This is a genomic window from Vitreoscilla sp. C1 (assembly GCF_002951955.2).
GTDB lineage: Bacteria > Pseudomonadota > Gammaproteobacteria > Burkholderiales > Neisseriaceae > Vitreoscilla > Vitreoscilla stercoraria.
Genome location: NZ_CP019644.2, coordinates 94,026 through 116,502, shown reverse-complemented (window position 1 = coordinate 116,502; position 22,477 = coordinate 94,026). Strand labels below are relative to the sequence as shown.

The following is a 22,477-nucleotide window of genomic DNA, read 5'->3' as shown; positions in this document are numbered from 1 at the left end:
CTCCTTTTATGAAGCGGCTTTGTCCTCTGTCACAGACGCTTCAGCTTCAGCAGATGCCGTATCTACCGAAGCTGCCGTTTCCACTTGAGTCAAACCTTGCGCCGCTTCCAATTGAGCCACACGTTGTTCTAATTTACCCAACATTTCACGGGTTTTGATCAACACTTGTTGCTGAATATCAAACTCTTCACGCGTCACCAAATCCATGCGATTAAAAGCCGAACCCATCAAGGTTTTGACGTTTTTTTCGATGTCTTTGGCAGGACTTTGTGCAATGGTATCGCCCAATTTAGACGAAATTTCTTCCAAGATTTTTTTTGCAATCATGACAATTCCTTTTGTATCAAGATGGTGAATTCAGCCTCATTGTAATGCAAAACCAGCTTGCCCACATTAATCAGTGACATTCAACAAACTTTCATATTTGCGCCCACCCACACGCCATGTGGCAATGTAATCGGCACGACTGAGTGTACAAAATGGCAGTTTGATTTCCGTTTTCCATGTTTTGCCATCTTCAGTCGTTAATTTATAACGGTTATAACCAATTTCCATGTCCGTCATACTGAAACTCACAGACACTTCTTCAACAGGTGTATTCGATTGCAACACCACATGAAATGGTTGATTCAAACGCAAACGCTCCAAACTTTTCACTTGGGTTTGCGCATCCAAAACGCAATTTTTTTCCAGCTCGCATGTGATTTGTGGCGCATCCAAAGCTTGAACAGTCTTGGTATCGGTAAACGCCACCACCGCAATGATTTTTGCCATAATCGCTGCCACAATAACAATGGCAATCAATAACAATACATGTTTTTTCATGCCGTATCCTCTGCCATTGTCACAGCCACATGCACACCCAAGTCTTGCAGTATCGATGCCTGATTCATTAAATGTTCATCAAGCAAAACCACCATAGGCATGTCTACAGGACGCTTGCGCAATTGAACACACAACGTCTCAATATCTGACAAAGCAACAGGACGCCACCACCAACCATCCCCCGCACATTCTTGCGCAGACACAGACCAAGGCAGCAAATGTAAAGTTTCTGTTTGGACAGTAGGCAAGTGCATATTTGTGTGTAAAACCACATCAGCGGCCACATCAAACGCCATCCACACCTCACCCACACCATTTTGACCACGCCAACCGCTTTCAGGACGCCCTTTTAACAACCAAGGCAAACTCAAAGCACGCAAAATCGGGCCATTGGCAGGCAACATCGGCTCCACATCAAAACGTCCTGCTTGTTGCCATGAATATTGTTGCTGCTCACGACATTGAATCTCGCCTTGCCATTGCTGCGGCAATACACGGAAAAAACGCAAATACACATGCGCATGTTCATAGCGATACGTTTTGGTCAACCACGGTGTCGCAGCAGCAATTTGAATGCCGAGCTCTTCGTGCAATTCACGCTGTAAAGCCGCCAATTCGGTTTCACCTGCTTCCACTTTACCGCCTGCAAATTCCCAAAATCCAGCATATGCCTTACCTTCAGGACGCGAGCTTAATAAAAATTCGCCACGCTCATTCAAAATCACCGCCGCAACCACATGGGTCAACTTCACACTCATTTTTCTGCCACCACAAATGCCAAACAATAATGTGCTTCATCGGTAAAACTCACATGCACATTCTTGACACCTCGTTCGTCCAACCAAATTTGCAAAGATTCATCAAACCACAATTCAGGCTTGCCCAATGCATCATGTACCACTCCAATATTAGCCAAACTCACAGGCGAGCGCAGACCCGTATTCAAAGCTTTGCTCACTGCTTCTTTGGCAGCAAAACGCTTGGCCAAAAATGCCACAGGCTGCGGATGGCTTTGCCATTCCAAATATTCCAAGCGCGATAAAATTTTCAAAGCAAACGCATCTTTGTATTGTTCATACAAACGCTCGATGCGTTTTACATCCACCATATCCGTACCAATACCATAAATCATTACAACCATTACCCTTCTTGAATCGCTGCCAAAGTACGTGCGCGGTGCATCACTTCTTTCATTTGTCGAATGGCTTCAGGCAAGCCCAAAAATACCGATTGTGCAATCAAAGCATGACCAATATTCAATTCACGAATGTGTGACAATTGCGCAATCGGTGTAACATTGTGAATGTTCAAGCCATGTCCTGCATTGACCACCAAACCCAATTCCGCCGCCAATTCCGCCCCTGCAGCAATGCGTGCCAATTCATAAGCTTGTTTTTCATGATTGTCAGCATCGGCATAAGCGCCCGTATGCAATTCAATCACAGGCGCGCCAACTTCATGCGCGGCAATGATTTGATCGGCATCAGCATCAATGAACAAAGACACACGAATGCCTGCTTCTTTGAGTTTTTTCACATATTTAGCGACTTTTTTACGCTGCCCAACCACATCCAGACCGCCTTCTGTGGTCACCTCTTCCCGCTTTTCAGGCACCAAACACACATCTTCAGGTTGAATAACCAAAGCATGCGCCAACATCTCTTCGGTCAATGCCATTTCCAAATTCATGCGGGTTTTCAACACTTGCTTAATCAACGCCACATCCGCATCTTTGATATGACGACGGTCTTCACGCAAATGCAAAGTAATCAAATCCGCACCATGCGTTTCCGCCAACAAAGCCGCTTCCAACGGGCTAGGATAAGTGGTTCCACGCGCATTGCGCAAAGTCGCTACGTGGTCGATATTGACACCTAATAACATACTGACTCCTACAAATGAAGGTTGAGGTCTTGTTTCCATTGTTGTAATTGCTGCAAAACATCACGGCTGTGCAAGCCTTGCGGCAATCGAAATTGAATGAGGCTGCGATTCAAACGCAAAGCCTCTTTGTGGGCGACATCGCTCCAAGGTGTTTGTCCTTGCAATGCCAATAAAGTCGCGCCCGTTACCACAACTGCATCACGCATGTGATTGATACGAGCATCCGAACCGATTTTAAATGGTGCATTTTCAGGACGCATCCAATATTGGCTGTGTGCATCCAATGCTTGCTCATGCTCATCTTGGCGCAAATCAGGTGCCACGCCCAAGCTTTGCAATAAGCACCATTCAAATTGACGCAAGGCTTGGGCAGTCTGTTGATTGAAACTCAAAGCCTGCATCACCTCACACAGACCTTGATACAAATGCGGCATCGCATCTTCGCGCGCAGTCAATTTGAGCAACAATTCATTCACATACCAAGCACTCATCAAAGCCTGTCCTGTAGGCTGTGCCCAACCACCTAACCATTGTGCGGTATGCAAAGTGTAATGTTCATTTTGACCAAACCAAGCGGCCTGTAAAGGTACAAACGGCATCAACACACCACGCAAATCACTTTGTCGTTTGCGAGCACTCCGAGCAATCAAGGACAAACGCCCATAATCTCGGCTAAACACTTCCAAAGCCAAGCTGGATTCGCGCCACGGGCTGCTAGACAAAACAAACATCGGCTGCCCATCCACGCGGATTTTGGCGGTAGATTGTCGACTCAAAATCAGACACTTCAAATAGATATTGTGAAGGCAATTATAGCAAAGACTCCGTGTCCTCGCTTCATTGTATTTCCCGCAATAAGAGATGCATTTAAACCATCAAAAGTATGACAAAGCGTCCTGTAAATATTTACAGGACGCTTGATGGCATTCATTATAAAAGGATTAATGCTATGGCTTTAGCATTTGCTTAAAGCCACATCGGTTAATTTATCCCAATTGTCCACACCCAAAGGCGTTGCCGCCAAAATCGGGATTTCAAACAATTGCGACACCAAATTTTCTTCTTTGACATGGCTTAAATCACGATACGCTGCAATGGCATCCATCACCATATTCGCATCTTGATCTTTCACCAAAATCGGCACATTGTTTTTCTGCTCTGTTTGGTTCAATTTAATGAAAATTTTAAACTCTTTGCGCCGTGTGCCATTGTGTACCGACAATTCCAATACCGACAAAGCACCCAAATAACGTGTTCCCAAATCAGGCAATTGAAAGCGCAACATCAAACTGCCAATTTCCGCCTTAATCACCCGCTGGTTTTCAAATACCACCACCTCAAAACCATGTTGATTCAAAGCCTGCATTAACACCCTTTTTTGATGTTCTAAATAAGTTTCCAATACCGATTGAACCGCCCTGCTGCGCACTTGACGGGCTTCTTGCAATTGAGTGTCTAATTTGCTTTTCTCGGAAAGCCTTTTGATATTTTCCAACATGTTTCACCTCTTTCTCATCGTGACGGCACGTCATACACCTATTTCATTGCAAGTAAGCCTTACAACGGTTGGTGAGTTTTGACTTAATCCAGCTATTTTTAGAACAACTTATTTGTAACGTTTAACCAAAAACAAACATCCCATTCTAAAACCCAAGAAAAAACCTGTGAAAGCCAAGCACCCTAAAACACATTAAAAAAATCCATACGAAAATACAGTTTTATACATCCATCAAGACATTTTCATACGGCACCTTATCAGCATTCTGCACCTTTCCTACAGCACACTTATTGCTACTTATACCTATGATTTGACTAGAATTTCAACAAATAAGCAACTTATTTGATTAAAGTCAATCTCTTAAAAAGACAAGATAAAATTCACATTGCATTTAAAAATATCCATATCAATTACAAAACCCAAAGGATTAACCATGTTGAATCATTTCCACAAAGCTTGTTATATCTGCCAAGAGCAAAACAAGCCCACGCTCACAGAAGCAGTCATACCCATGGCTTTAGGCGGCACTCACAGTGCCAATAAACTCAGGCATGTGGCATTGTGTGACGATTGTCATCATCTTTTAAGCAAACAAATAGACGAACCCTTTTTACATTCTTATTTATTACAAACGGAAATGCTCAAAATATTCAATCAAACAACGCCCACACCTGAAATACTAGATTTCAAGCAATATCCCAGTTTAGAAAATCACATTCCAAACGATGAATGCATCGAATACCACGCCTACTCACACCATCTTTTATTCTGGCAAAAACGCCATCGTCATGTAGAGTCAGAATCCCATACAGCATCGCCAAAGTCCGCCCAATCTTCGACCATGTATTTGTTTTTTAATCCTCAAACCATTCAACAAGTGAGCATAGAAGACATTGTTTTAGCCGCAAAATCGGTGCGCAAACAATTTGAGCACATTCAAAAAATGACATTGTTGATTCATGTGAGCCCGCCCAAAAACACAGACACTGCATCCAAATCATGGCGTATATTACAACAGCAACTGAATAAGCAATTAAAGCCTTATCAAGCCAAATGCATATGGCAATCCAATTGCCAACATCCATTCCAAGCCTTATTACCATTACAAAACCAAGTTTCATTAAGCTTTGAAAACAAACCCACCATCCAAGAAGCCACCCGTTTTTTATCGCGTTTGTCATTGGGTTTATTCACCGCTTACTTGGGAGAAGATTTTTTACAACATCCTATTGCCACCAAACTCTTACACAATATAAAAAATCCCAATTTGCCAGAAGCCGTTTTAAAACAATACCAATTACATACAGATAGCCATACAGAAGTTTCGGCCTTATTGACCTCGCCTTTAAGCATCAACATCGGCATCACCCATGTACTGGGCAAAGTCATTTGTTTTATTTCCATCAATCATGTGTTGATGTTGTTGGATGTGTGTTTGCTGTCCGATTTGCCCATCAATGCACAAAAAAAACTACATTTAGCCCCATTTGAAGACTCAGACCAAGGCTTAATTTTAAGCTTCACAGCCTTGGATTCACACTATCGAGAAAATGAATTTGCAGCATTCTTCACCGAAAAATCCACCCGCATGAGCGATTGTAAATTCCATTACGAGGTACAAGCATGTTTACACTCATGACAAAAAAGCGTCCTGTAAGTTACAGGACGCTTTTGAATATGCTATGAAAATGAATTACTTGTCCAAGCCTGCCAACAATACATATTTCACTTCAACATAATCTTCAATGCCGTATTTCGAACCTTCACGACCCAAGCCAGATTGTTTCACGCCACCAAATGGTGCGGCTTCGTTAGACAAAATGCCCGTATTCAACGCCACCATGCCGTATTCCAAACCTTCAGACACGCGCACAATGCGGCCAATATCGCGAGTATAGAAGTAAGACGCCAAACCAAACTCGGTATCGTTCGCCCACTCTAATACTTCTGCTTCAGTTTCAAACTTAAACACAGGTGCCAATGGACCAAACGTCTCGTCTTTGGCAAATTGCATTTCTTGAGTCGCACCCGTCACAATGGTCGGTTCAAAGAACAAACCGCCCAATGCGTGTGGCTGACCACCGATTTCGACTTTCGCGCCTTTGCTCGTGGCATCAGCAATATGCTCTTCCACTTTTTTCACTGCATTGGCATCAATCACAGGACCAAAATTCACACCCGCTTCCAAACCGCTACCAATAGACAATTTTTCTACGGCTGCTTTGAATTTCGCGACAAATTGGTCATATACGCCGCTTTGAACGTAAATACGGTTCGCGCACACGCAAGTTTGACCTGCATTGCGGAATTTGCAAATCATCGCGCCTTCCACTGCCGCATCCAAATCAGCATCATTGAACACGATAAATGGTGCATTGCCGCCCAATTCCATCGATACTTTTTTCACCGTAGATGCACATTGTTCAATCAGTTTGCGACCGACTTCAGTGGAACCTGTGAAGCTGAATTTTTTCACACGGTCGTCTTTGGTCAACACTTGGCCAATTTGGCTAGAACTGCCTGTTAACACGTTGAACACACCTTTAGGAATGCCTGCACGGTCTGCCAATTCAGCAATGGCCAAAGCCGAAAACGGTGTTTGCGATGCAGGACGCACCACAAATGTACAACCTGCTGCCAAAGCTGGCGCAGCTTTGCGTGTAATCATCGCATTCGGGAAATTCCAAGGCGTAATGGCGGCACACACGCCAATGGGCTGTTTGGTAACCAAAATGCGTTTGTCCAAGCCCAATGATGGGATAATGTCACCATAAATACGCTTGCCTTCTTCGGCATACCATTCAATGTAAGAGGCGCCATAAGCGATTTCGCCTTTGGCTTCTGACAAAGGCTTGCCTTGTTCGATGGTCAAGATTTTACCCAAATCTTCTTGGTGTTCCATCATCAAATCAAACCATTTGCGCAAGATTTGGCTGCGTTCTTTGGCTGATTTGTTTTTCCACGCATTCAATGCCGCAGATGCCGCAGTAACGGCACGATCCGCTTCTGCTTGACCCATTTGCGGCACAGTACCAATGACTTCACCATTAGCAGGATTGGTCACTTCAACGGTTTCGCCACTGTCGGCATCCAACCATTCACCATTAATATAAGATTGGTTTTTGAATAAAGCGCTGTCTTTCAATTGCAATGCAATGTCTGCTGCTTGAGTCATACTGAATCATCCTTCGTATATTTTGATATCAATAAGGCGCCCTGTAAGTTACAGGACGCCTTTTGGCGCAATGGGAATTAAGCAGTCGCTGCTTGAGTCGCTGCATATTTCAAAGCAGCTTCCAATGTGTCTAATGCTTCTGCAAACACTTCGTCTTCAATCGTTACTGGGAATAAGAAGCGCATTACGTTGTAATACATACCGCAAGTGAGCAAAATCAAACCGTTTTCCAAAGCGTGTGTTTGCGCACGTTTGGTGAATTCTGGATCGTGTTCGTTGGTATCTGGCTTCATGAATTCAACCGCAATCATACCGCCCAAACCACGTACCACGCGAATTTGTGGTACTGCTTCTTGCAAGCTTTCCAATCGTGCACGCAATTGGTCGCCCAATTGTTGTGAGCGTTCGCACAATTTTTCTTCTTCAATGACATCCAACACCGCCAAAACAGCCGCCAAACCCAATGGGCTGCCTGCGTAAGTGCCACCCAAGCCGCCTGCAGCAGGTGCATCGATGATTTCAGCCTTGCCTACCACGCCAGAAATCGGGAAACCACCTGCCAAAGATTTGGCCATGGTAATCAAATCAGGCTTCACACCCGTTTGCTCGGTTGCAAACAAAGTACCCGTACGTGCAAAGCCTGTTTGTACTTCGTCAAAAATCAACACAATGCCGTGTTCATCACACAAATCGCGCAAGCCTTGCAAGAAATCAAATGGCGTGACGTTGAAACCGCCTTCACCTTGAATCGGCTCGATGATGATGGCAGCCACTTGTTTTGGGTCAATCGTGGTTTTGAATTGCAATTTCAAGCTGGCCAAAGCGTCTTCTGAACTCACGCCGTACAATGGATTTGGGTATTGTGCGTGCACGATGTCTGCTGGGAATGGACCAAAGCCCAATTTGTACGGAGCCACTTTGCCCGTCATGCCCAAAGTCAAATTGGTACGACCGTGGTAACCACTTTGGAAAGAAATCACGCCTGGGCGGCCTGTATAAGAACGCGCTACTTTCACTGCGTTTTCTACTGCTTCTGCACCAGTCGTTAAGAAGAATGTTTTGGCTGTGCCGTTAACAGGCGCTTTGGCATTGATGCGCTCTGCTGCCAAAGTATAACTTTCGTAAGGCACAACTTGATAACAAGTGTGACTGAATTTGTTCAATTGCTCTGCCACGGCTGCTTGCACTTTAGGATGCAAATGACCAGTATTCAACACACCAATACCACCTGCAAAGTCAATATAACGATTGCCATCGGTATCCCACAACTCTGCATTTTTGGCTTTTTCGATGTAGAAATCGCACATGATGCCCACGCCACGAGCGGTGGCTGCTTGACGACGTTGGGTAATTTCAGTCTTGTTCATTGCATATCCTAACTATGATAAGTTGTGTGTCTGACAACAACGCTTTCAAAACACCTAAAGGCGACCTGTAAAGCGCGGTTTGAGGTTTGATCTTGCATCCTATTTTCTATAAAAGCCTCTCATAACCACATCAAGAAATCAAGATACAATGCAAAATAAATTTCACCAGTCAAATTACTGTTTCGACAAGTGAAACAATAATGAATATGTAAATAATTAATTTCATCATAATCAGAATGCCAACTGGCTTACCAAATCACTTATTTTTCTTCAATAATTCAAATCTATAAACATTTATACTCAGTTTGAATACTGCACTTTAGCCACATCCTCACTCAATATATTATTCAAAATTCATAACAAACGTTTCAAGACAGCCCTATTCATTGCAATGGCAACAGAAATTTTAAAATGCACTGGATTCCAACTGATTTGAGTGTCTTTTTCCTGCCAATTTTTTATCACACACGCATAAAAAAACCCTCTCGAATTCTCAAGAGGGCAAACGGGAATCAAACTTTACAATTACAAAACTTCAATCAAACCTGCCGCACCCATGCCTGTGCCGATACACATCGTCACCATGCCATAACCTGTTTCACCACGACCTCGCATACCGTGAATCACAGTCGCTGCACGAATGGCACCAGTGGCGCCCAACGGATGACCCAAAGCAATCGCGCCGCCATTTGGATTGACAATTTGCGTGTCCAATTCCAAATCGCGAATCACTGCCAACGCTTGCGCAGCAAACGCTTCGTTCAACTCCATCCATTTGATGTCAGCCAAAGAGCGGCCTGAAGACTTCAATACCGCAGGAATCGCTTCTTTAGGACCAATGCCCATGATTTCAGCCGGCACACCACGCACCGCAAAACCATCATAACGCGCCAATGGCGTGAAACCGTAACGCTTCATAGCTTCTTCCGAACACACTAACAACGCACCTGCGCCGTCGGACATTTGTGAAGAGTTGCCCGCAGTCACAGAGCCTTTGGCCGCAAATACAGGACGCAATTTCGCCAAACCTTCCAAAGAAGTGCCTGCACGTGGACCTTCATCGGTGTCTAACAATTTGCGCACAATTTGCGCTTCACGCGTTTGCAAATTGGCAGAGCGGTAAATCGCTTCAATCGGACTGATTTCAGCTTTGAATTTACCTTGTGCAATCGCTTCTAAAGCACGGCGATGGCTTTCCACAGCAAAAGCATCTTGGTCTTCGCGCGAAATATTCCATTGATTTGCAACATTTTCAGCGGTCAAACCCATGCCATAAGCAATCGCAATGTTTTCATCTTTTTCAAAAATAGCAGGGTTCAAAGCGACTTTGTTGCCCATCATCGGAATCATCGACATGGATTCCACGCCTGCGGCGATGGTGATGTCAGCTTCACCTGTGCGAATGCGGTCAGCCGCCATTTGCAAGGCATTCACGCCTGATGAACAATAGCGGTTAATGGTGATACCGCCAACGGTGTTAGGCAAACCAGCGAGCAACACGCCAATACGTGCCATGTTCAAGCCTTGTTCCGCTTCAGGGAAAGCACAGCCCGCCACCACATCGTTGATGTCGCGCAAATCAAATTCAGGCACTTGTGCAATCACACTTTTGATCACGTGCGCCAACATGTCGTCAGGACGGGTCGTGCGCAACATACCGCGTGGGGCTTTGCCAACTGGTGTACGGGTTGCCGCAACAATATAAGCATCTCTCAATTGAGTCATTTAACTATCTCCAAATTCGTTTTTTAAGCGTCCTGTAAACCTTTACAGGACGCTTAAAGGCATCAGTTGCGCAATGGTTTACCAGTAGACATCATGTTCTCGATGCGCTCCAAGGTTTTCTCTTGTTGCAACAAAGACACGAACACTTTGCGTTCTAAATCCAAAATCCATTGTTCATCGACAATCGTACCTGCGTCCACATCGCCACCGGTCATCACGTCGGCAATTTGGCTGCCCAAATACATGTCGTATTCGCTGATGAAGCCGCCCTCTTTCATGTTCACCAATTGGCCTTTAATCGAAGCGGCACCGGTGCGACCTGCCACAGCAAATTTTTGCTGAATTTCAGGACGCCAGCCAGAAGCGGCCAATGCGCGCGCTTCGTTCAAAGCGACAAACAACAATTCATACGCATTGAATACCACGACCGCATCTTCATTCAAATAGCCCAATTCTTTGGCTTCCAAAGCACTTGTTGCCACTTTCGCCATCGCCAAATTCATGTAACGGTCTTTTAAGGCCGCTAACAAATCGCCTTGGCTAGCACGCGCGGCTTTCAATGCAAAATCTTTGCTGCCGCCGCCTGCTGGAATCAAGCCCACGCCCACTTCCACCAAACCGATGTAAGACTCCAATGCCGCCACGACTTTGTTTGAATGCAATACAAACTCACAACCGCCACCAAAAGCAAAACCTTGCACCGCAGAAACGGTTGGAATGTGGCTGTAACGCAAGCGCATCGAGGTGTCTTGGAACAATTTGACCATATCTTCGATGGCTTGCAAATCACCTGTGGCAAACGCTGGCATCATCGATTTCAAATCTGCACCGACTGAGAACGGTGCTTCAGGTGCCCAAATCACCAAAGACGAGAAACGCTCTTCGGCAACATCAATGGCTTGATTGATGCCTTCCAACACTTCGCGGCTAATCGCACGGTTTTTGTTGGTATTTTCAATCACCAATACTTCACCGTCCAAAGTGAACGCGTGAATCGCATCGGTTTTGAACACGGTTTCGCCCAATGCTTTTGGAGATTCTCCAAACAATTTCGCTGGCAAATATTGGCGTTTGTAAACGTCCAATTGGCTGCGGCCTTCGGCTTCCAAGCTAGAGAAATTCAAGCTGCCAGCATCTGAATGTACGCCTTCACGACCGTCTAATACCCATTCAGGCAACGGCTCGCTGCTCAACGTTTTACCAGCGGCAATGTCTTCTGCTACCCATTTAGCCACTTGCGTCCAACCAGCTGCTTGCCAGATTTCAAATGGACCCATGTCCCAACCGAAGCCCCAACGAATCGCAAAATCGATGTCACGGGCATTGTGAGCAATGTCTTTGGCATGAACGGCGATGTAATGGAACACATCACGCATACACGCCCATAAAAATTGTGCTTGTGGGTGTTCAGAAGCACGCAATGCCGCCAATTTTTCACCCCAAGTTGCCGCTTTCAAAAGTTCAGTGACTTCTTTGTCGGCTTTTTCGTTCGATGCAACGTATTCACCAGAATTGGCATCCAACACAAAAATGCGTTTGCCTTCTTTTTTGAAAATACCTGCTTTGGTTTTCGCACCCAAAGCGCCTTTTTCAATCAAACCGGTTAACCACGTTGGCAAACCAAAATGCGCATGCCAAGGATCGGCCTGTAAATGGTCTTGCATGGTTTTAGCAACGTGTGCAAACGTGTCCAAACCCACCACGTCAGCGGTACGGAATGTAGCAGATTTTGGGCGACCCAAACGCGCGCCCGTCAAATCGTCGACCACATCAAAACGCAAACCATATTGCGCAGCATTGGCCATCGTCGCGAGCATCGAGAACACGCCAATACGGTTGGCAACGAAGTTAGGCGTATCTTTAGCGCGAACCACGCCTTTGCCTAAGGTCGACACCAAGAAACGCTCTAAATTGTCCAATACCGCAGCATCGGTTTCTTGGCATGCAATCAATTCTACCAAATGCATATAGCGTGGCGGATTGAAGAAATGCACACCGCAAAAACGGTCTTTCAATTCTTTAGAAAACACGCCTGCCAATGTTTCAATCGACAAGCCTGAAGTATTGGTCGCAAAAATGGTTTTTTCACCCAAATGCGGTGCCACTTTGCTGTACAAATTTTCTTTGATGTCTAAGCGCTCAGCCACTGCTTCAATCACCAAATCACACTCAGACAACAACGCCAAATCATCGTCATAATTGGCGGCTTGAATGTATTCAATCGCAGTTTTGCTGGCCAAAGGCGCTGGTTTTTGTTTTTTCAACGCAGCCAAAGCTTTTTCAACGATGGCATTTTTTGGACCTTCTTTGGCTGGTAAATCAAATAACACGGTTGGTACTTTGGCATTAGCCAAATGAGCGGCAATTTGCGCACCCATGACACCTGCGCCCAACACGGCTACTTTGCGTACCACGAGCTTGTTTGATGACATAAGAAAACCTCTTTTTTACGAACAGGGTTATGAATCAGGTGCAGATGGGCAAGCCCATCCGCACTTTGCTTGATTAATTAAAAACGGTAAGTGTATTGAACACCTAAGATTTGACCATTGCTTTTGAATTTGGCCGTACCATCGGTTTTACTGCTCACGTTGGCTTGTGCATACGCATTACGATCGCCTGTACCATAACCATTCACGATTGCATCGGAATTTTTGATATGAATATAGCTGTATGCAAAGTTCACAGTGTTTTGCTTGTTGATGTCGTATTTCGCACCCAAAGAGAACCAAATACGATCATTGTCTGGCAAAGTACTCATGCGGAAACTTGAATCGCGTACAGGTGATTGGTCGTAAGCCATACCAAAACGCAATTGCAATGGCTCACTGTATTGATAAGACGCACCCACACCAACTTTCCACGTGTCTTTCCAGTTTGGATACAAGCGGGTTTTACTAGATTGTGAACCTGCAGTTGCAGCGTCTTCATCGCCCGTTTGTGCAGTGGTCACTGTTTTCAAATTGCCGAACTGTAAGATGGCTTGATTGAAACGAGAGTGACGCGTCCATGTTGCATCGGCAAACACATTCCATTTTGGATTGGCTTTCCACATACCATGTAAAGACAATGACTCAGGAGTGACAATTTTCACACTGGCATCTTCTTTGGCTTTGTAACCACGGTCGCGAATTTGCTGTGACAAAGTACTACCTAAGTTGGGATTTTGAAAAGACTGACCAACCAAAATCCATTCAGCATCGCCTTTCAAATCGTGTTCAACTTTAGAACGGTAGTTCACACCCACACGAACTGACTCGTTGATGTCCCACATCCATGCCAAGTTATAACCAAAACCCCAATCATCACCTTTGACTTTGGCATAACCATCAGCATCACCATTACCACTGGCACTCATATTGGCCAATTGACCATCTACAGCTTGTTTTTGTGCCGTTACCGTTTGTTGCTGTTTCGTAACGCCTGCAAGCTGCGTTTGCAAAGCGGTGCGCTCTGCCACAGCTTTATCGCGTGCTTGTTGAGTGCCTTCTAATTGCGCTTGTAATTGAGCACTGTTTGGATTGGCTTGCAAAGCCGCTTGTAATTGAGTAATGCCAGCTTCCGCTTGAGCAATACCAGTATCATATTGAGCAATACCGCCATTCAATTGTGCGATACCCGCATTCAATTGCATTAAACCAGCTGCCGCCTGCGTCGAACTCTCAGCCAATCCTGCTCGCAATGCAGGTCCAAAGTTGGCATATTGACGCAATTCAGCAGTGGTATGCTGCGCCACCAAGCCAATACCAAACGAGTGATTGTCATTCAATTTGAATGCCACAGTTGGTTGAATCGCTATGGTTTGTAAGCCCAACTCATTCAAGTTATAACGCAAAACCGAATTATGTTCGTATTCAGTACCTGAGCCGAACGGCACGAAACCACCAATACCCACACTCACACGATCATTGACTTGATGAGAAGCATAAAAATGAGGGGCAAACGTCGGGCCTGGGTCAATTTTATCTGAATTAAAACCACTGATACGCTCACCTTTTCCCACAGTACCATCAGTTGGTGAACCATCTGGATTGGTAGGGTAATAACCTTTGGCATCATCAACTTTAATACTAGGAAAAACGACATTCAAATTGATGGTCGCTTGTGTGCCTGGCAATTTAGTCAAACCCGCAGGGTTATAAAAGATAGTCGATGGATCTGCCGCTTCTGCAGCTGATGAGTTAGCAGTGGATTGTGCACTGACAGACTGCGTACCAAAATGATAACCAGAAGCATGTGCTTGTGCAGTCAATCCCGCCAAAATCAAAACACTGGAAATTTTTACGGTAGTGAGGAAGTGTTGTTTCATACTCTATTTTCTCCGAGGCAAATGCCTGTAACAACATAAAGGGTCGTCATTGTATATTTTTTAACCCATTTGTTTAGATAAATCATACTGACTCACTTAGCATAATTAGTAAGCCAGTATGGGTTTAACGACTTAGAAAACGTGACGCTCTAACAATTTATCATCATGTTGCTCAAGTTGCATATCAAAATCATCCACCATCACCACTTGGCGTTTTAACTGGCGCGAGCGCACAATCAAATCGTATTCTTGCTGGGTAATGAAAGCGCTATCCAATGCTTCTTGCAAACGCAACGCTGGAGATGCCGCAGACAATTGATTGTCACGTTCCAATTTGCGCACTTTCTTTTCAGCCGATTCTGCCGCTAAAACCGCAGCATGTGCTGGAGCCAAAACACCAATCGGATCTTGTTCGTCTTGGGGTTTGAACATAAAACGAGTCAAGCGATTCAAAGACTCTTCGCCTTTCATCATTTCATTGGCCACTTTGCTACCCAATTTGTCACTAGGGGCATTAATATTGTGACCCACAGGCATGGTCAAGACACGCAAAATCCAAGCAATCGGACGGTTAGGCAAGTTTTTCAACACGCCATCCATCGCCACTTGCGCATCATACAAAGCTTGTTGCGCTGCATATTGCATGATGACTTCATCTGACTTAGGCGAACCATCACGCTCAAAACGTTTCAGGACGGCTGAACAAATGTACAAATTAGAAGCAATATCACCCAAACGAGCAGACAGCTTTTCTTTGAATTTCAACGAACCACCCAAGCTGAACATACACATATCAGTCAGCAAAGCAAAGTTAGCCGCCAAACGATTCATTTGCTTGTAATACGGTGCCACAACGCCTTTGCGTGGTGAGCTACTCCAACAACCATTCGTCAAACCCAACCAAAAACTGCGCACAATATTGGTAATGACAAAATGTACGTGTTTGGTGAATGCTTGATTGAACGCCGCCGCATCGTTATTGTTCGCCGCCATCATTTCACGCAATACATAAGGATGGCTGCGAATCGCACCTTGACCGAAAATCATCAAGCTACGAGTTAAAATATTCGCGCCTTCCACCGTAATAGCAATGGGAATCGCTTGATAAGCGGCCACCAAATAGTTGCGAGGACCTTGTACCACTGTGCGACCACCATGAATGTCCATGGCATCGTTCAACACTTTGCGTAAACGCTCGGTATTATGGTATTTCAACATCGCTGAAATCACGCTTGGTTTTTCACCAATATCCAAACCTGTCAAAGCCAAGTCTTGTGAGGCTTCCATTTGATAAGTATTGCTGATAATGCGCGCCAAAGCTTCGTCTACACCTTCAAATTTACCAATTGGCAAACCGAATTGGTCACGAATACGAGAATACAAGCTGGTGGTATAAGATGTGGCCAAACCGCCTGCAACTGAATTCGCTGGCAAAGAAATGCAACGACCCACAGACAAACATTCAACCAGCATCTGCCAACCACGACCAGCATACGCCACGCCACCGATAATCCAATCCAACGGAATGAACACATCAGCACCCCAAGTAGGACCATTCATGAATGCACTGCCTGATGGCCAATGACGGCGACCAATATTCACGCCCTCATACTCAGCGGGAACCAATGCACAAGTGATACCAATGTCTTTTTTCTCACCCAACAAACCATCAGGATCGTACATTTTGAATGCCAAACCCAAAACTGTTGCCACAGGTGCCAAAGTAATCCAACGTTTTTCCCAAGACACGCGCACACCCAAAACATCTTCATGGCGCTCACCTGTGCGAGGGTCTATGTAAGAACCTCGAGTCACCACACCAAAGTCAGGAATACCACCAGCGTCCGAACCTGCAGACGGACTGGTCAAAGCAAAACATGGAATGTCTACGCCTTTGGCCAAACGTGGCAAATAATAATCTTTTTGCGCGTCAGTACCATAATGTTGCAACAATTCACCAGGACCCAAAGAGTTCGGCACCATCACAGTTACCGCAGCACTGCCACAACGGGTCGCAATTTTAGTCACAACTTTGGCATGGGCGTAATTGGAAAACTCCAAACCACCGTATTGTTTTTTAACAATCATGCCCAAGAAACCTTGCTCTTTGATGAAATCCCAAGCTTCTTGCGGCAAATCCTTCAACTCATGATTAATTTGCCAATCATTGAGCATATTGCACAACACTTCTACTGGGCCATCAATAAATGCTTGCTCTTCAGCAGTCAATTGTGGATTTGGATAATTCAGCAATTTTTGATAATCAGGTTTGCCTGAAAACAATTCACCATCCCACCAAACCGTACCTGCATTGATAGCTTCTTGCTCGGTTTCTGACATTGGTGGTGTCACTTTTTTGAACATGCTAAATACTTTTGGCATGTATATATTCTGTACCACCGGCAAACAGAACACCAAACCAACCACCAATGGCAACAATGCCAACCAATAACAGCCGCCAATGAGGGCACCTACAAACGCAGCCAAAGCAATCATCCAACCTTTAGCACGCATGTAAGCTACAATCCCACCCAACAGCAGCATCAAGCCTAAACTTAACATGACGATTCTCTCCTAAAAATGAAACCGCACCTCAAGGTGCCGTTAAACCTGCCACCACAAACGGCACCACGAAGCGTGCTACCTGCTCTGGATTTTTAGCATTGACCCACTCACGACGAGCCAAAGCCTTCAATACATCATTACCTGCAAAACTGTTAAACAAAGTACTCAATGCAATGTGCATGCGCCAACGGACAGTTTCTTTATCTAAATGAGGCAATGCTTGTTCAAACCAATGCAATATTTTTTCAATTACATCTACATATTCTTGTGCCAATTGCTCACGGAATGTTTTGTATTCATCTAGCATTAAACGTGAGACCAAACGCGTCACTAAAACCGCCCCACGCTCGTATTCACGCGCATAAAACAAACACACATCCACAAAAGCCTGTACCAAATCTTCCGCTTTTACCAATTGCTTTTGTTCAATTTTTTGCTGCATATTGTCCAGCACCATAGCCACAAATGGCGCAATACGGCGCTTTAAGACTGCTAAAAACAAACTGTCTTTACTGCCAAAATGGTAGTGCACCGCGGCCACATTGACTTCGGCTTCTCGTGTCAATTGGCGCATTGAAGTAGCAAAATAACCATGCACCGCAAAATGTTCTTCTGCCGTGATCAGGATTTTCTCTATGGTAAGGCTGTCTATTTGGCTCATGGCATTCAAAACAATTAAAACAAGTGTTTGAAACATACGTTTTAAACACCTTACTGTCAACACCTTAGCCATAAAAAAATGATGCAAACTATCCAAAACCGTCACAGATGATTACACTATTGAAATTATTAAATTAGGAATAAAACAGTGCTCGGAAGATTGACAGCATTGCCCATAATCGTGGTTTTATTGGATATTTGGTTTGGCTTGGGATTGAACATTTTCCAAAGCTTGAACAGTACCCATACTACGGCCCCCAATGTTCTCACCGCAGTCCCTGACGTGGCTTTCAACTGGCTACAAGTCATGGTGAACGCTGGTATGGTTGTCATCATCACTTTTTCATTGGTCATATTGTTACAACTGAATAAAGCCATGAGCCAAAATCAGGCTTATGCCTTAGGACCATTTCGCCTCTTAGGTTTGTTTTTGACCTTAGCATTCAGCTTGCCGGCGTTGTATGGCTTTAGCATGACTGTCTGGCAGTTGCTACAAGGGCATTGGGTCATTTCTTTAGACAATTTGCGTTATTTGATAACCGCTTTGAGCATGATTGCTTGTGCCATAATCTGTTTGTGGCGAGTATTTTTTTGGTGGCGTTTTTACAAACAAAGTCGAAAAATGGCGACCTGATATTTTTCAAAACAAGCTTGAAAATCAAGCTTGTTTTTTTATTTATATAAAATCAAATAAAAAACTAATGGCATATTTGATTTACATTAAAACCAATCAACCTATATCAAGCTAATCTTTTCTATCTTATTGATTTTAAAATCAACCACTGTAATACTCACATCAAAGGATTTGAAAATGAAAGCAGCCCGTTTTTATGACCGTGGTGACATCCGCATCGAGGACATTCCTGAACCTGTTGTCGCCCCAGGCACCGTGGGAGTAAAAGTGGCTTGGTGCGGCATTTGTGGTACCGATTTACATGAATTTATGGAAGGTCCTATTTTCATTCCACCTTGTGGTCATCCACATCCCATTTCAGGCGAATCTGCACCCATTACCATGGGTCATGAATTCTCAGGTGTGGTATATGCAGTGGGCGAAGGCGTGGACGACATTGAAATCGGTCAACACGTGGTGGTAGAACCCTATATTATTGCCGATGACGTGCCAACAAGTGTGGGCGACCATTACCATTTGTCTAAAGATATGAATTTTATTGGTTTGGGTGGTCATGGTGGCGGTTTGTCTGAAAAAATCGCTGTCAAACGCCGTTGGGTACATCCCATCGCCAATCACATTCCATTAGATCAGGCCGCTTTGATTGAGCCTTTGTCTGTTGGTCACCATGCATTTGTGCGCAGTGGTGCTCAAGCTGGTGACGTGGCATTGATTGGTGGCGCAGGTCCCATCGGTTTGTTATTGGGTGCGATTTTGAAAGCCAAAGGCTTGACAGTCATCATGACGGAGCTGAGCGCTAAGCGCAAAGAAAAGGCGTTAAGCTCAGGCGTTGCCGATTATGTTTTAGACCCATCTGAAGTCGATGTGGTCGATGCCGTGAAAAAATTGACCCAAGATAAAGGCGCAGATGTCGCATTTGAATGCAGCAGCGTGAATAAAGTCTTGGACCAATTGGTCGATGCCATCAAACCCACAGGCGTGATTGTGATTGTATCAATTTGGAGCCATCCTGCCAGCGTCAACATCCACAGCGTGGTAATGAAAGAATTGGATGTGCGCGGCACCATCGCGTATTGCAACGACCATCAAGAAACCATCAAATTGGTAGAGGCTGGCAAAATCGATTTAGAACCTTTCATCACCCAACGCATTGGTTTAAATGATTTAATCAGCAAAGGTTTTGAAACTTTGATACACAATAATGAATCTGCTGTCAAAATCATTGTGAGTCCTGATTTAAACTGACTTTTATGTCATTGTTGTAATAAATCGACAAGCGTCCTGTCAATATTGACAGGACGCTTGTTCTTTTTTGGGATAATCCAAAAATTTATTTCATATTTGCTCAACCACAAAATATCGACCAAAACAACGCTCATCCCTTTTGTTGTTAGTTGAATCAACCACCTACGAATCCATACACCCAAAAATCAACTTCTATCAAATACTTTCATTCATACATTAAATTATTATATTCAAATTAAATACTTATATAACAAAAGGTTAATTAAAACATTTTGCTTTACTTAAAAAGCATTTTTTCTGTATAAATAAGTTTCATCAGTACCAAAATTCTGATTGCCCAAATCAAAAAAATGAATAATAAGAAGGAGAACCATAATGATGCATCTGCCCTCTTCCAGCTACCAATTGACCTGTCCTGATTGCCAATGGCGCAGCCCTATTTATCATGAAAATGCCATATCTCAAGATGCAGCTGCACTGACAAAATGTCCTATTTGCGACCAATCTCATCTGCATGCTCAAGCCGTACACATGCTAGATTGGCTGTTTGAGCAAGCGATGCACATTGATGCTCATCACAAATTGGACACTTTGCATGCGATAAATAACGACTTAGAAGCCATGAGTTGCTCTTTCGTTGCTTAAAAACCATTTGAAAAAATTCAACATAAAAAAGCGTCCTGTAAATGATTTACAGGACGCTTTGCCTCTCTTCTACTTATTATTTGATTTAAATATTTTTATTTAAATATTGCCCTGCGCTTTGATACGCTCATTAGGCTTGTTCAATTTGTTCAATGCCGAAATATACGCTTTGGCACTGGCAACAATCACATCCGTATCTGCACCTTGACCATTGACGATAACACCTTCACGCGACAAACGCACAGTGACTTCGCCTTGGCTCTCGGTACCTTCAGTAATGGCATTGACCGAATACAATTGCAATTGCGCTTCGCTCGGTGCAATCGATTCAATGGCTTTGAAGACCGCATCCACAGGACCCGAACCTTGGCTTGTGGCACGGTGTTCTTGTCCTTGTTCACTCATCACGATTTCTGCTTGTGGCAGCTCACCGGTCTCAGTTTGGATTTTCAGCGACAAATATTTGTAGCGGTCTGGGGTAATGCTGATCAACTCGTCCGATACCAAAGCATGCAAATCTTCATCAAAGATTTCACGTTTTTTATCGGCCAATTCTTTAAAGCGCGCAAACGCAGAATTCAATGCTTCTTCGCTTTCCAATTGAATGCCCAATTCAGCCAATTTGGTTTTGAACGCATTGCGGCCTGAAAGCTTGCCCAAAGTCAGGCGATTGGCAGTCCAACCGACGGACTCTGCCGACATGATTTCGTAAGTTTCGCGACATTTCAAAATACCATCTTGGTGAATACCAGATTCGTGTGCAAACGCATTGGCGCCCACAATCGCTTTGTTCGGTTGTACAGGATAGCCTGTGATGGTGGACACCAATTTAGAGGTCGGCACAATTTGCGTCGTGTCGATGCCAGTTTCCAAGCCAAACACATCGTGGCGCGTTTTCAATGCCATCACGATTTCTTCCATGCTCGCGTTGCCCGCACGTTCGCCCAAACCATTAATGGTACATTCCACTTGGCGCGCACCACCCATCACCGCAGCCAAAGAGTTGGACACAGACAAGCCCAAATCATCGTGGCAATGTGCTGACCAAATCACTTTGTCACCACCAACGGTGCGGGTAATCAGTTCACGGAAGAATTTTTCCGTTTGAAAGGGAATTGCATAACCAACCGTATCAGGAATGTTAATCGTGGTTGCGCCCGCAGTAATCACATCGCCACAAATTTGCACCAAGAAATCCAAATCCGAACGCAAAGCATCTTCACATGAAAATTCCACATCATCGGTGTATTCACATGCAATTTTAACTGCCTTAACCGCCGCTTCACGCACTTGGTCAGGAGTCATTTTCAATTTGTGTTCCATGTGCAATGGGCTGGTCGCAATAAACGTGTGAATGCGTTTTTTAGATGCAGGCGCAATCGCTTCACCTGCCGCACGCACATCACGCTCATTAGCACGAGACAAAGAACACACAGTTGATTTGGTAATCGTTTTGGCGATGGTATTGATCGCATCAAAATCGCCGGGACTTGCCGCTGCAAAACCTGCCTCAATCACATCCACACCTAACTTTTCCAACTGGCGCGCAATACGAATTTTTTCTTCTTTGGTCATGGCAGCGCCTGGTGATTGCTCACCATCGCGCAAAGTAGTATCGAAAATGATGACGCGGTTATTGCTGGACATGTTGGTACGCTCCAAATGAGGTTGGTGTTGTATGAATGCATTCAAGTCCAAAGGCCGACCTTGTGCTTGGGCAAGCACCGTCAATTTCTGCAATTGTCCAAGCGGCAAAGAAGAACGAGCACGCCATTTGTAAATGGCTGCAGTCGACACCACCTCTGTGGGATAATGTTGTTTCCAAGCGGCTGCCAAGGCATTCACACCACCAAAGTAGTCGATTAAACGAGCAATATCCAGTTGCATACTAGACCTTTTGTCTAAAATTATTGATTAAAACAGCTCAAACAGCAAGATTAGTTGC

19 protein-coding genes are annotated in these 22,477 nt (G+C 44.5%); 4 read left to right on the top strand and 15 right to left on the bottom strand.

The genetic code is table 11. The annotated features are described in order from the left end of the window. Positions 1-6: 6 nt before the first annotated feature. From ADP71_RS00600 to ADP71_RS00570, 7 genes are all read right to left on the bottom strand, one after another. On the bottom strand, positions 7-327 hold the full coding sequence (locus ADP71_RS00600; protein ID WP_019958293.1) for an accessory factor UbiK family protein: 321 nt from the start codon (positions 325-327) through the stop codon (positions 7-9). A gap of 66 nt (positions 328-393) precedes the next feature. Next, on the bottom strand, positions 394-825 hold the full coding sequence (locus tag ADP71_RS00595; RefSeq protein WP_019958292.1) for a hypothetical protein: 432 nt from the start codon (positions 823-825) through the stop codon (positions 394-396). Then, positions 822-1,583 (bottom strand): NUDIX domain-containing protein, encoded by a 762-nt coding sequence (locus ADP71_RS00590; RefSeq protein ID WP_019958291.1) that lies wholly within the window; start codon positions 1,581-1,583, stop codon positions 822-824. Before ADP71_RS00590 ends, ADP71_RS00595 begins: the two co-directional genes overlap by 4 nt. Further along, positions 1,580-1,957 (bottom strand): holo-ACP synthase, encoded by a 378-nt coding sequence (acpS, locus tag ADP71_RS00585; RefSeq protein ID WP_026353545.1) that lies wholly within the window; start codon positions 1,955-1,957, stop codon positions 1,580-1,582. Before acpS ends, ADP71_RS00590 begins: the two co-directional genes overlap by 4 nt. 8 nt (positions 1,958-1,965) lie before the next feature. Continuing rightward, positions 1,966-2,709 carry a pyridoxine 5'-phosphate synthase gene (gene pdxJ, locus ADP71_RS00580; protein WP_019958289.1) on the bottom strand — a complete coding sequence of 248 codons (744 nt, stop codon included), beginning with the start codon at positions 2,707-2,709 and terminating at the stop codon, positions 1,966-1,968. An 8-nt stretch (positions 2,710-2,717) separates the two neighbouring features. Further along, positions 2,718-3,440, bottom strand: coding sequence for a DNA repair protein RecO (gene recO, locus ADP71_RS00575; protein ID WP_019958288.1), 723 nt, complete (start codon positions 3,438-3,440; stop codon positions 2,718-2,720). A gap of 224 nt (positions 3,441-3,664) precedes the next feature. Continuing rightward, the gene (locus ADP71_RS00570; RefSeq protein WP_019958287.1) at positions 3,665-4,207 is read right to left on the bottom strand and encodes a hypothetical protein; all 543 of its coding nucleotides are present in this window, start codon (positions 4,205-4,207) and stop codon (positions 3,665-3,667) included. Positions 4,208-4,640: 433 nt separating this feature from the next. Here ADP71_RS00570 and ADP71_RS00565 point away from each other — a divergent pair, with 433 nt between their 5' ends. Further along, positions 4,641-5,846, top strand: a complete 1,206-nt coding sequence (locus tag ADP71_RS00565; RefSeq protein ID WP_019958286.1) for an HNH endonuclease — start codon at positions 4,641-4,643, stop codon at positions 5,844-5,846. A 54-nt stretch (positions 5,847-5,900) separates the two neighbouring features. Here the strand turns inward: ADP71_RS00565 and ADP71_RS00560 are convergent, their stop codons facing one another. From ADP71_RS00560 to ADP71_RS00525, 7 genes are all read right to left on the bottom strand, one after another. Beyond that, a complete protein-coding gene (locus ADP71_RS00560; RefSeq protein ID WP_019958285.1) occupies positions 5,901-7,382 on the bottom strand; it encodes an NAD-dependent succinate-semialdehyde dehydrogenase in 1,482 nt (493 codons plus the stop codon). Between the two features lie 77 nt (positions 7,383-7,459). After that, complete coding sequence (gene gabT / locus ADP71_RS00555; RefSeq protein WP_019958284.1) at positions 7,460-8,749, bottom strand: 4-aminobutyrate--2-oxoglutarate transaminase; 1,290 nt, start codon at positions 8,747-8,749, stop codon at positions 7,460-7,462. A 525-nt stretch (positions 8,750-9,274) separates the two neighbouring features. Continuing rightward, on the bottom strand, positions 9,275-10,474 hold the full coding sequence (locus ADP71_RS00550; protein WP_019958283.1) for an acetyl-CoA C-acyltransferase: 1,200 nt from the start codon (positions 10,472-10,474) through the stop codon (positions 9,275-9,277). Between the two features lie 62 nt (positions 10,475-10,536). Further along, a complete protein-coding gene (locus ADP71_RS00545) occupies positions 10,537-12,906 on the bottom strand; it encodes a 3-hydroxyacyl-CoA dehydrogenase/enoyl-CoA hydratase family protein (protein WP_104931249.1) in 2,370 nt (789 codons plus the stop codon). Positions 12,907-12,983: 77 nt separating this feature from the next. Next, a complete protein-coding gene (locus tag ADP71_RS12925; protein ID WP_019958281.1) occupies positions 12,984-14,783 on the bottom strand; it encodes an OmpP1/FadL family transporter in 1,800 nt (599 codons plus the stop codon). 132 nt (positions 14,784-14,915) lie between these two features. After that, on the bottom strand, positions 14,916-17,345 hold the full coding sequence (locus ADP71_RS00530; protein WP_171460804.1) for an acyl-CoA dehydrogenase: 2,430 nt from the start codon (positions 17,343-17,345) through the stop codon (positions 14,916-14,918). Positions 17,346-17,376: 31 nt separating this feature from the next. Beyond that, complete coding sequence (locus tag ADP71_RS00525) at positions 17,377-18,045, bottom strand: TetR/AcrR family transcriptional regulator (protein ID WP_019958279.1); 669 nt, start codon at positions 18,043-18,045, stop codon at positions 17,377-17,379. 111 nt (positions 18,046-18,156) lie between these two features. On the opposite strand from ADP71_RS00525, the gene ADP71_RS00520 reads away from it, so the two are divergent. From ADP71_RS00520 to ADP71_RS00510, 3 genes are all read left to right on the top strand, one after another. Beyond that, positions 18,157-18,642: a hypothetical protein gene (locus ADP71_RS00520; RefSeq protein WP_040755742.1), complete on the top strand. Its 486-nt coding sequence runs from the start codon at positions 18,157-18,159 to the stop codon at positions 18,640-18,642. Between the two features lie 177 nt (positions 18,643-18,819). Further along, positions 18,820-19,887 (top strand): 2,3-butanediol dehydrogenase, encoded by a 1,068-nt coding sequence (locus tag ADP71_RS00515; RefSeq protein ID WP_104931248.1) that lies wholly within the window; start codon positions 18,820-18,822, stop codon positions 19,885-19,887. Between the two features lie 375 nt (positions 19,888-20,262). Continuing rightward, positions 20,263-20,532: a hypothetical protein gene (locus ADP71_RS00510; RefSeq protein ID WP_104931247.1), complete on the top strand. Its 270-nt coding sequence runs from the start codon at positions 20,263-20,265 to the stop codon at positions 20,530-20,532. Positions 20,533-20,631: 99 nt separating this feature from the next. Here ADP71_RS00510 and ADP71_RS00505 read toward each other — a convergent pair whose 3' ends face one another. Then, positions 20,632-22,419 (bottom strand): 2-isopropylmalate synthase, encoded by a 1,788-nt coding sequence (locus tag ADP71_RS00505; protein WP_104931246.1) that lies wholly within the window; start codon positions 22,417-22,419, stop codon positions 20,632-20,634. Positions 22,420-22,477: the final 58 nt, after the last annotated feature.

Excerpts from the sequence above, each read along its gene's own strand:
- ADP71_RS00570 (WP_019958287.1), bottom strand. The coding sequence starts at position 4,207 with ATGTTGGAAAATATCAAAAGGCTTTCCGAGAAAAGCAAATTAGACACT.
- ADP71_RS00565 (WP_019958286.1), top strand. The coding sequence starts at position 4,641 with ATGTTGAATCATTTCCACAAAGCTTGTTATATCTGCCAAGAGCAAAAC.
- recO (WP_019958288.1), bottom strand. The coding sequence starts at position 3,440 with ATGTTTGTTTTGTCTAGCAGCCCGTGGCGCGAATCCAGCTTGGCTTTG.
- ADP71_RS00595 (WP_019958292.1), bottom strand. The coding sequence starts at position 825 with ATGAAAAAACATGTATTGTTATTGATTGCCATTGTTATTGTGGCAGCG.
- ADP71_RS00525 (WP_019958279.1), bottom strand. The coding sequence starts at position 18,045 with ATGTTTCAAACACTTGTTTTAATTGTTTTGAATGCCATGAGCCAAATA.
- pdxJ (WP_019958289.1), bottom strand. The coding sequence starts at position 2,709 with ATGTTATTAGGTGTCAATATCGACCACGTAGCGACTTTGCGCAATGCG.
- ADP71_RS00530 (WP_171460804.1), bottom strand. The coding sequence starts at position 17,345 with ATGTTAAGTTTAGGCTTGATGCTGCTGTTGGGTGGGATTGTAGCTTAC.
- ADP71_RS00590 (WP_019958291.1), bottom strand. The coding sequence starts at position 1,583 with ATGAGTGTGAAGTTGACCCATGTGGTTGCGGCGGTGATTTTGAATGAG.
- ADP71_RS00545 (WP_104931249.1), bottom strand. The coding sequence starts at position 12,906 with ATGTCATCAAACAAGCTCGTGGTACGCAAAGTAGCCGTGTTGGGCGCA.
- ADP71_RS00550 (WP_019958283.1), bottom strand. The coding sequence starts at position 10,474 with ATGACTCAATTGAGAGATGCTTATATTGTTGCGGCAACCCGTACACCA.
- ADP71_RS00600 (WP_019958293.1), bottom strand. The coding sequence starts at position 327 with ATGATTGCAAAAAAAATCTTGGAAGAAATTTCGTCTAAATTGGGCGAT.
- ADP71_RS00505 (WP_104931246.1), bottom strand. The coding sequence starts at position 22,419 with ATGCAACTGGATATTGCTCGTTTAATCGACTACTTTGGTGGTGTGAAT.
- ADP71_RS00560 (WP_019958285.1), bottom strand. The coding sequence starts at position 7,382 with ATGACTCAAGCAGCAGACATTGCATTGCAATTGAAAGACAGCGCTTTA.
- acpS (WP_026353545.1), bottom strand. The coding sequence starts at position 1,957 with ATGATTTATGGTATTGGTACGGATATGGTGGATGTAAAACGCATCGAG.
- ADP71_RS12925 (WP_019958281.1), bottom strand. The coding sequence starts at position 14,783 with ATGAAACAACACTTCCTCACTACCGTAAAAATTTCCAGTGTTTTGATT.
- gabT (WP_019958284.1), bottom strand. The coding sequence starts at position 8,749 with ATGAACAAGACTGAAATTACCCAACGTCGTCAAGCAGCCACCGCTCGT.
- ADP71_RS00515 (WP_104931248.1), top strand. The coding sequence starts at position 18,820 with ATGAAAGCAGCCCGTTTTTATGACCGTGGTGACATCCGCATCGAGGAC.
- ADP71_RS00510 (WP_104931247.1), top strand. The coding sequence starts at position 20,263 with ATGATGCATCTGCCCTCTTCCAGCTACCAATTGACCTGTCCTGATTGC.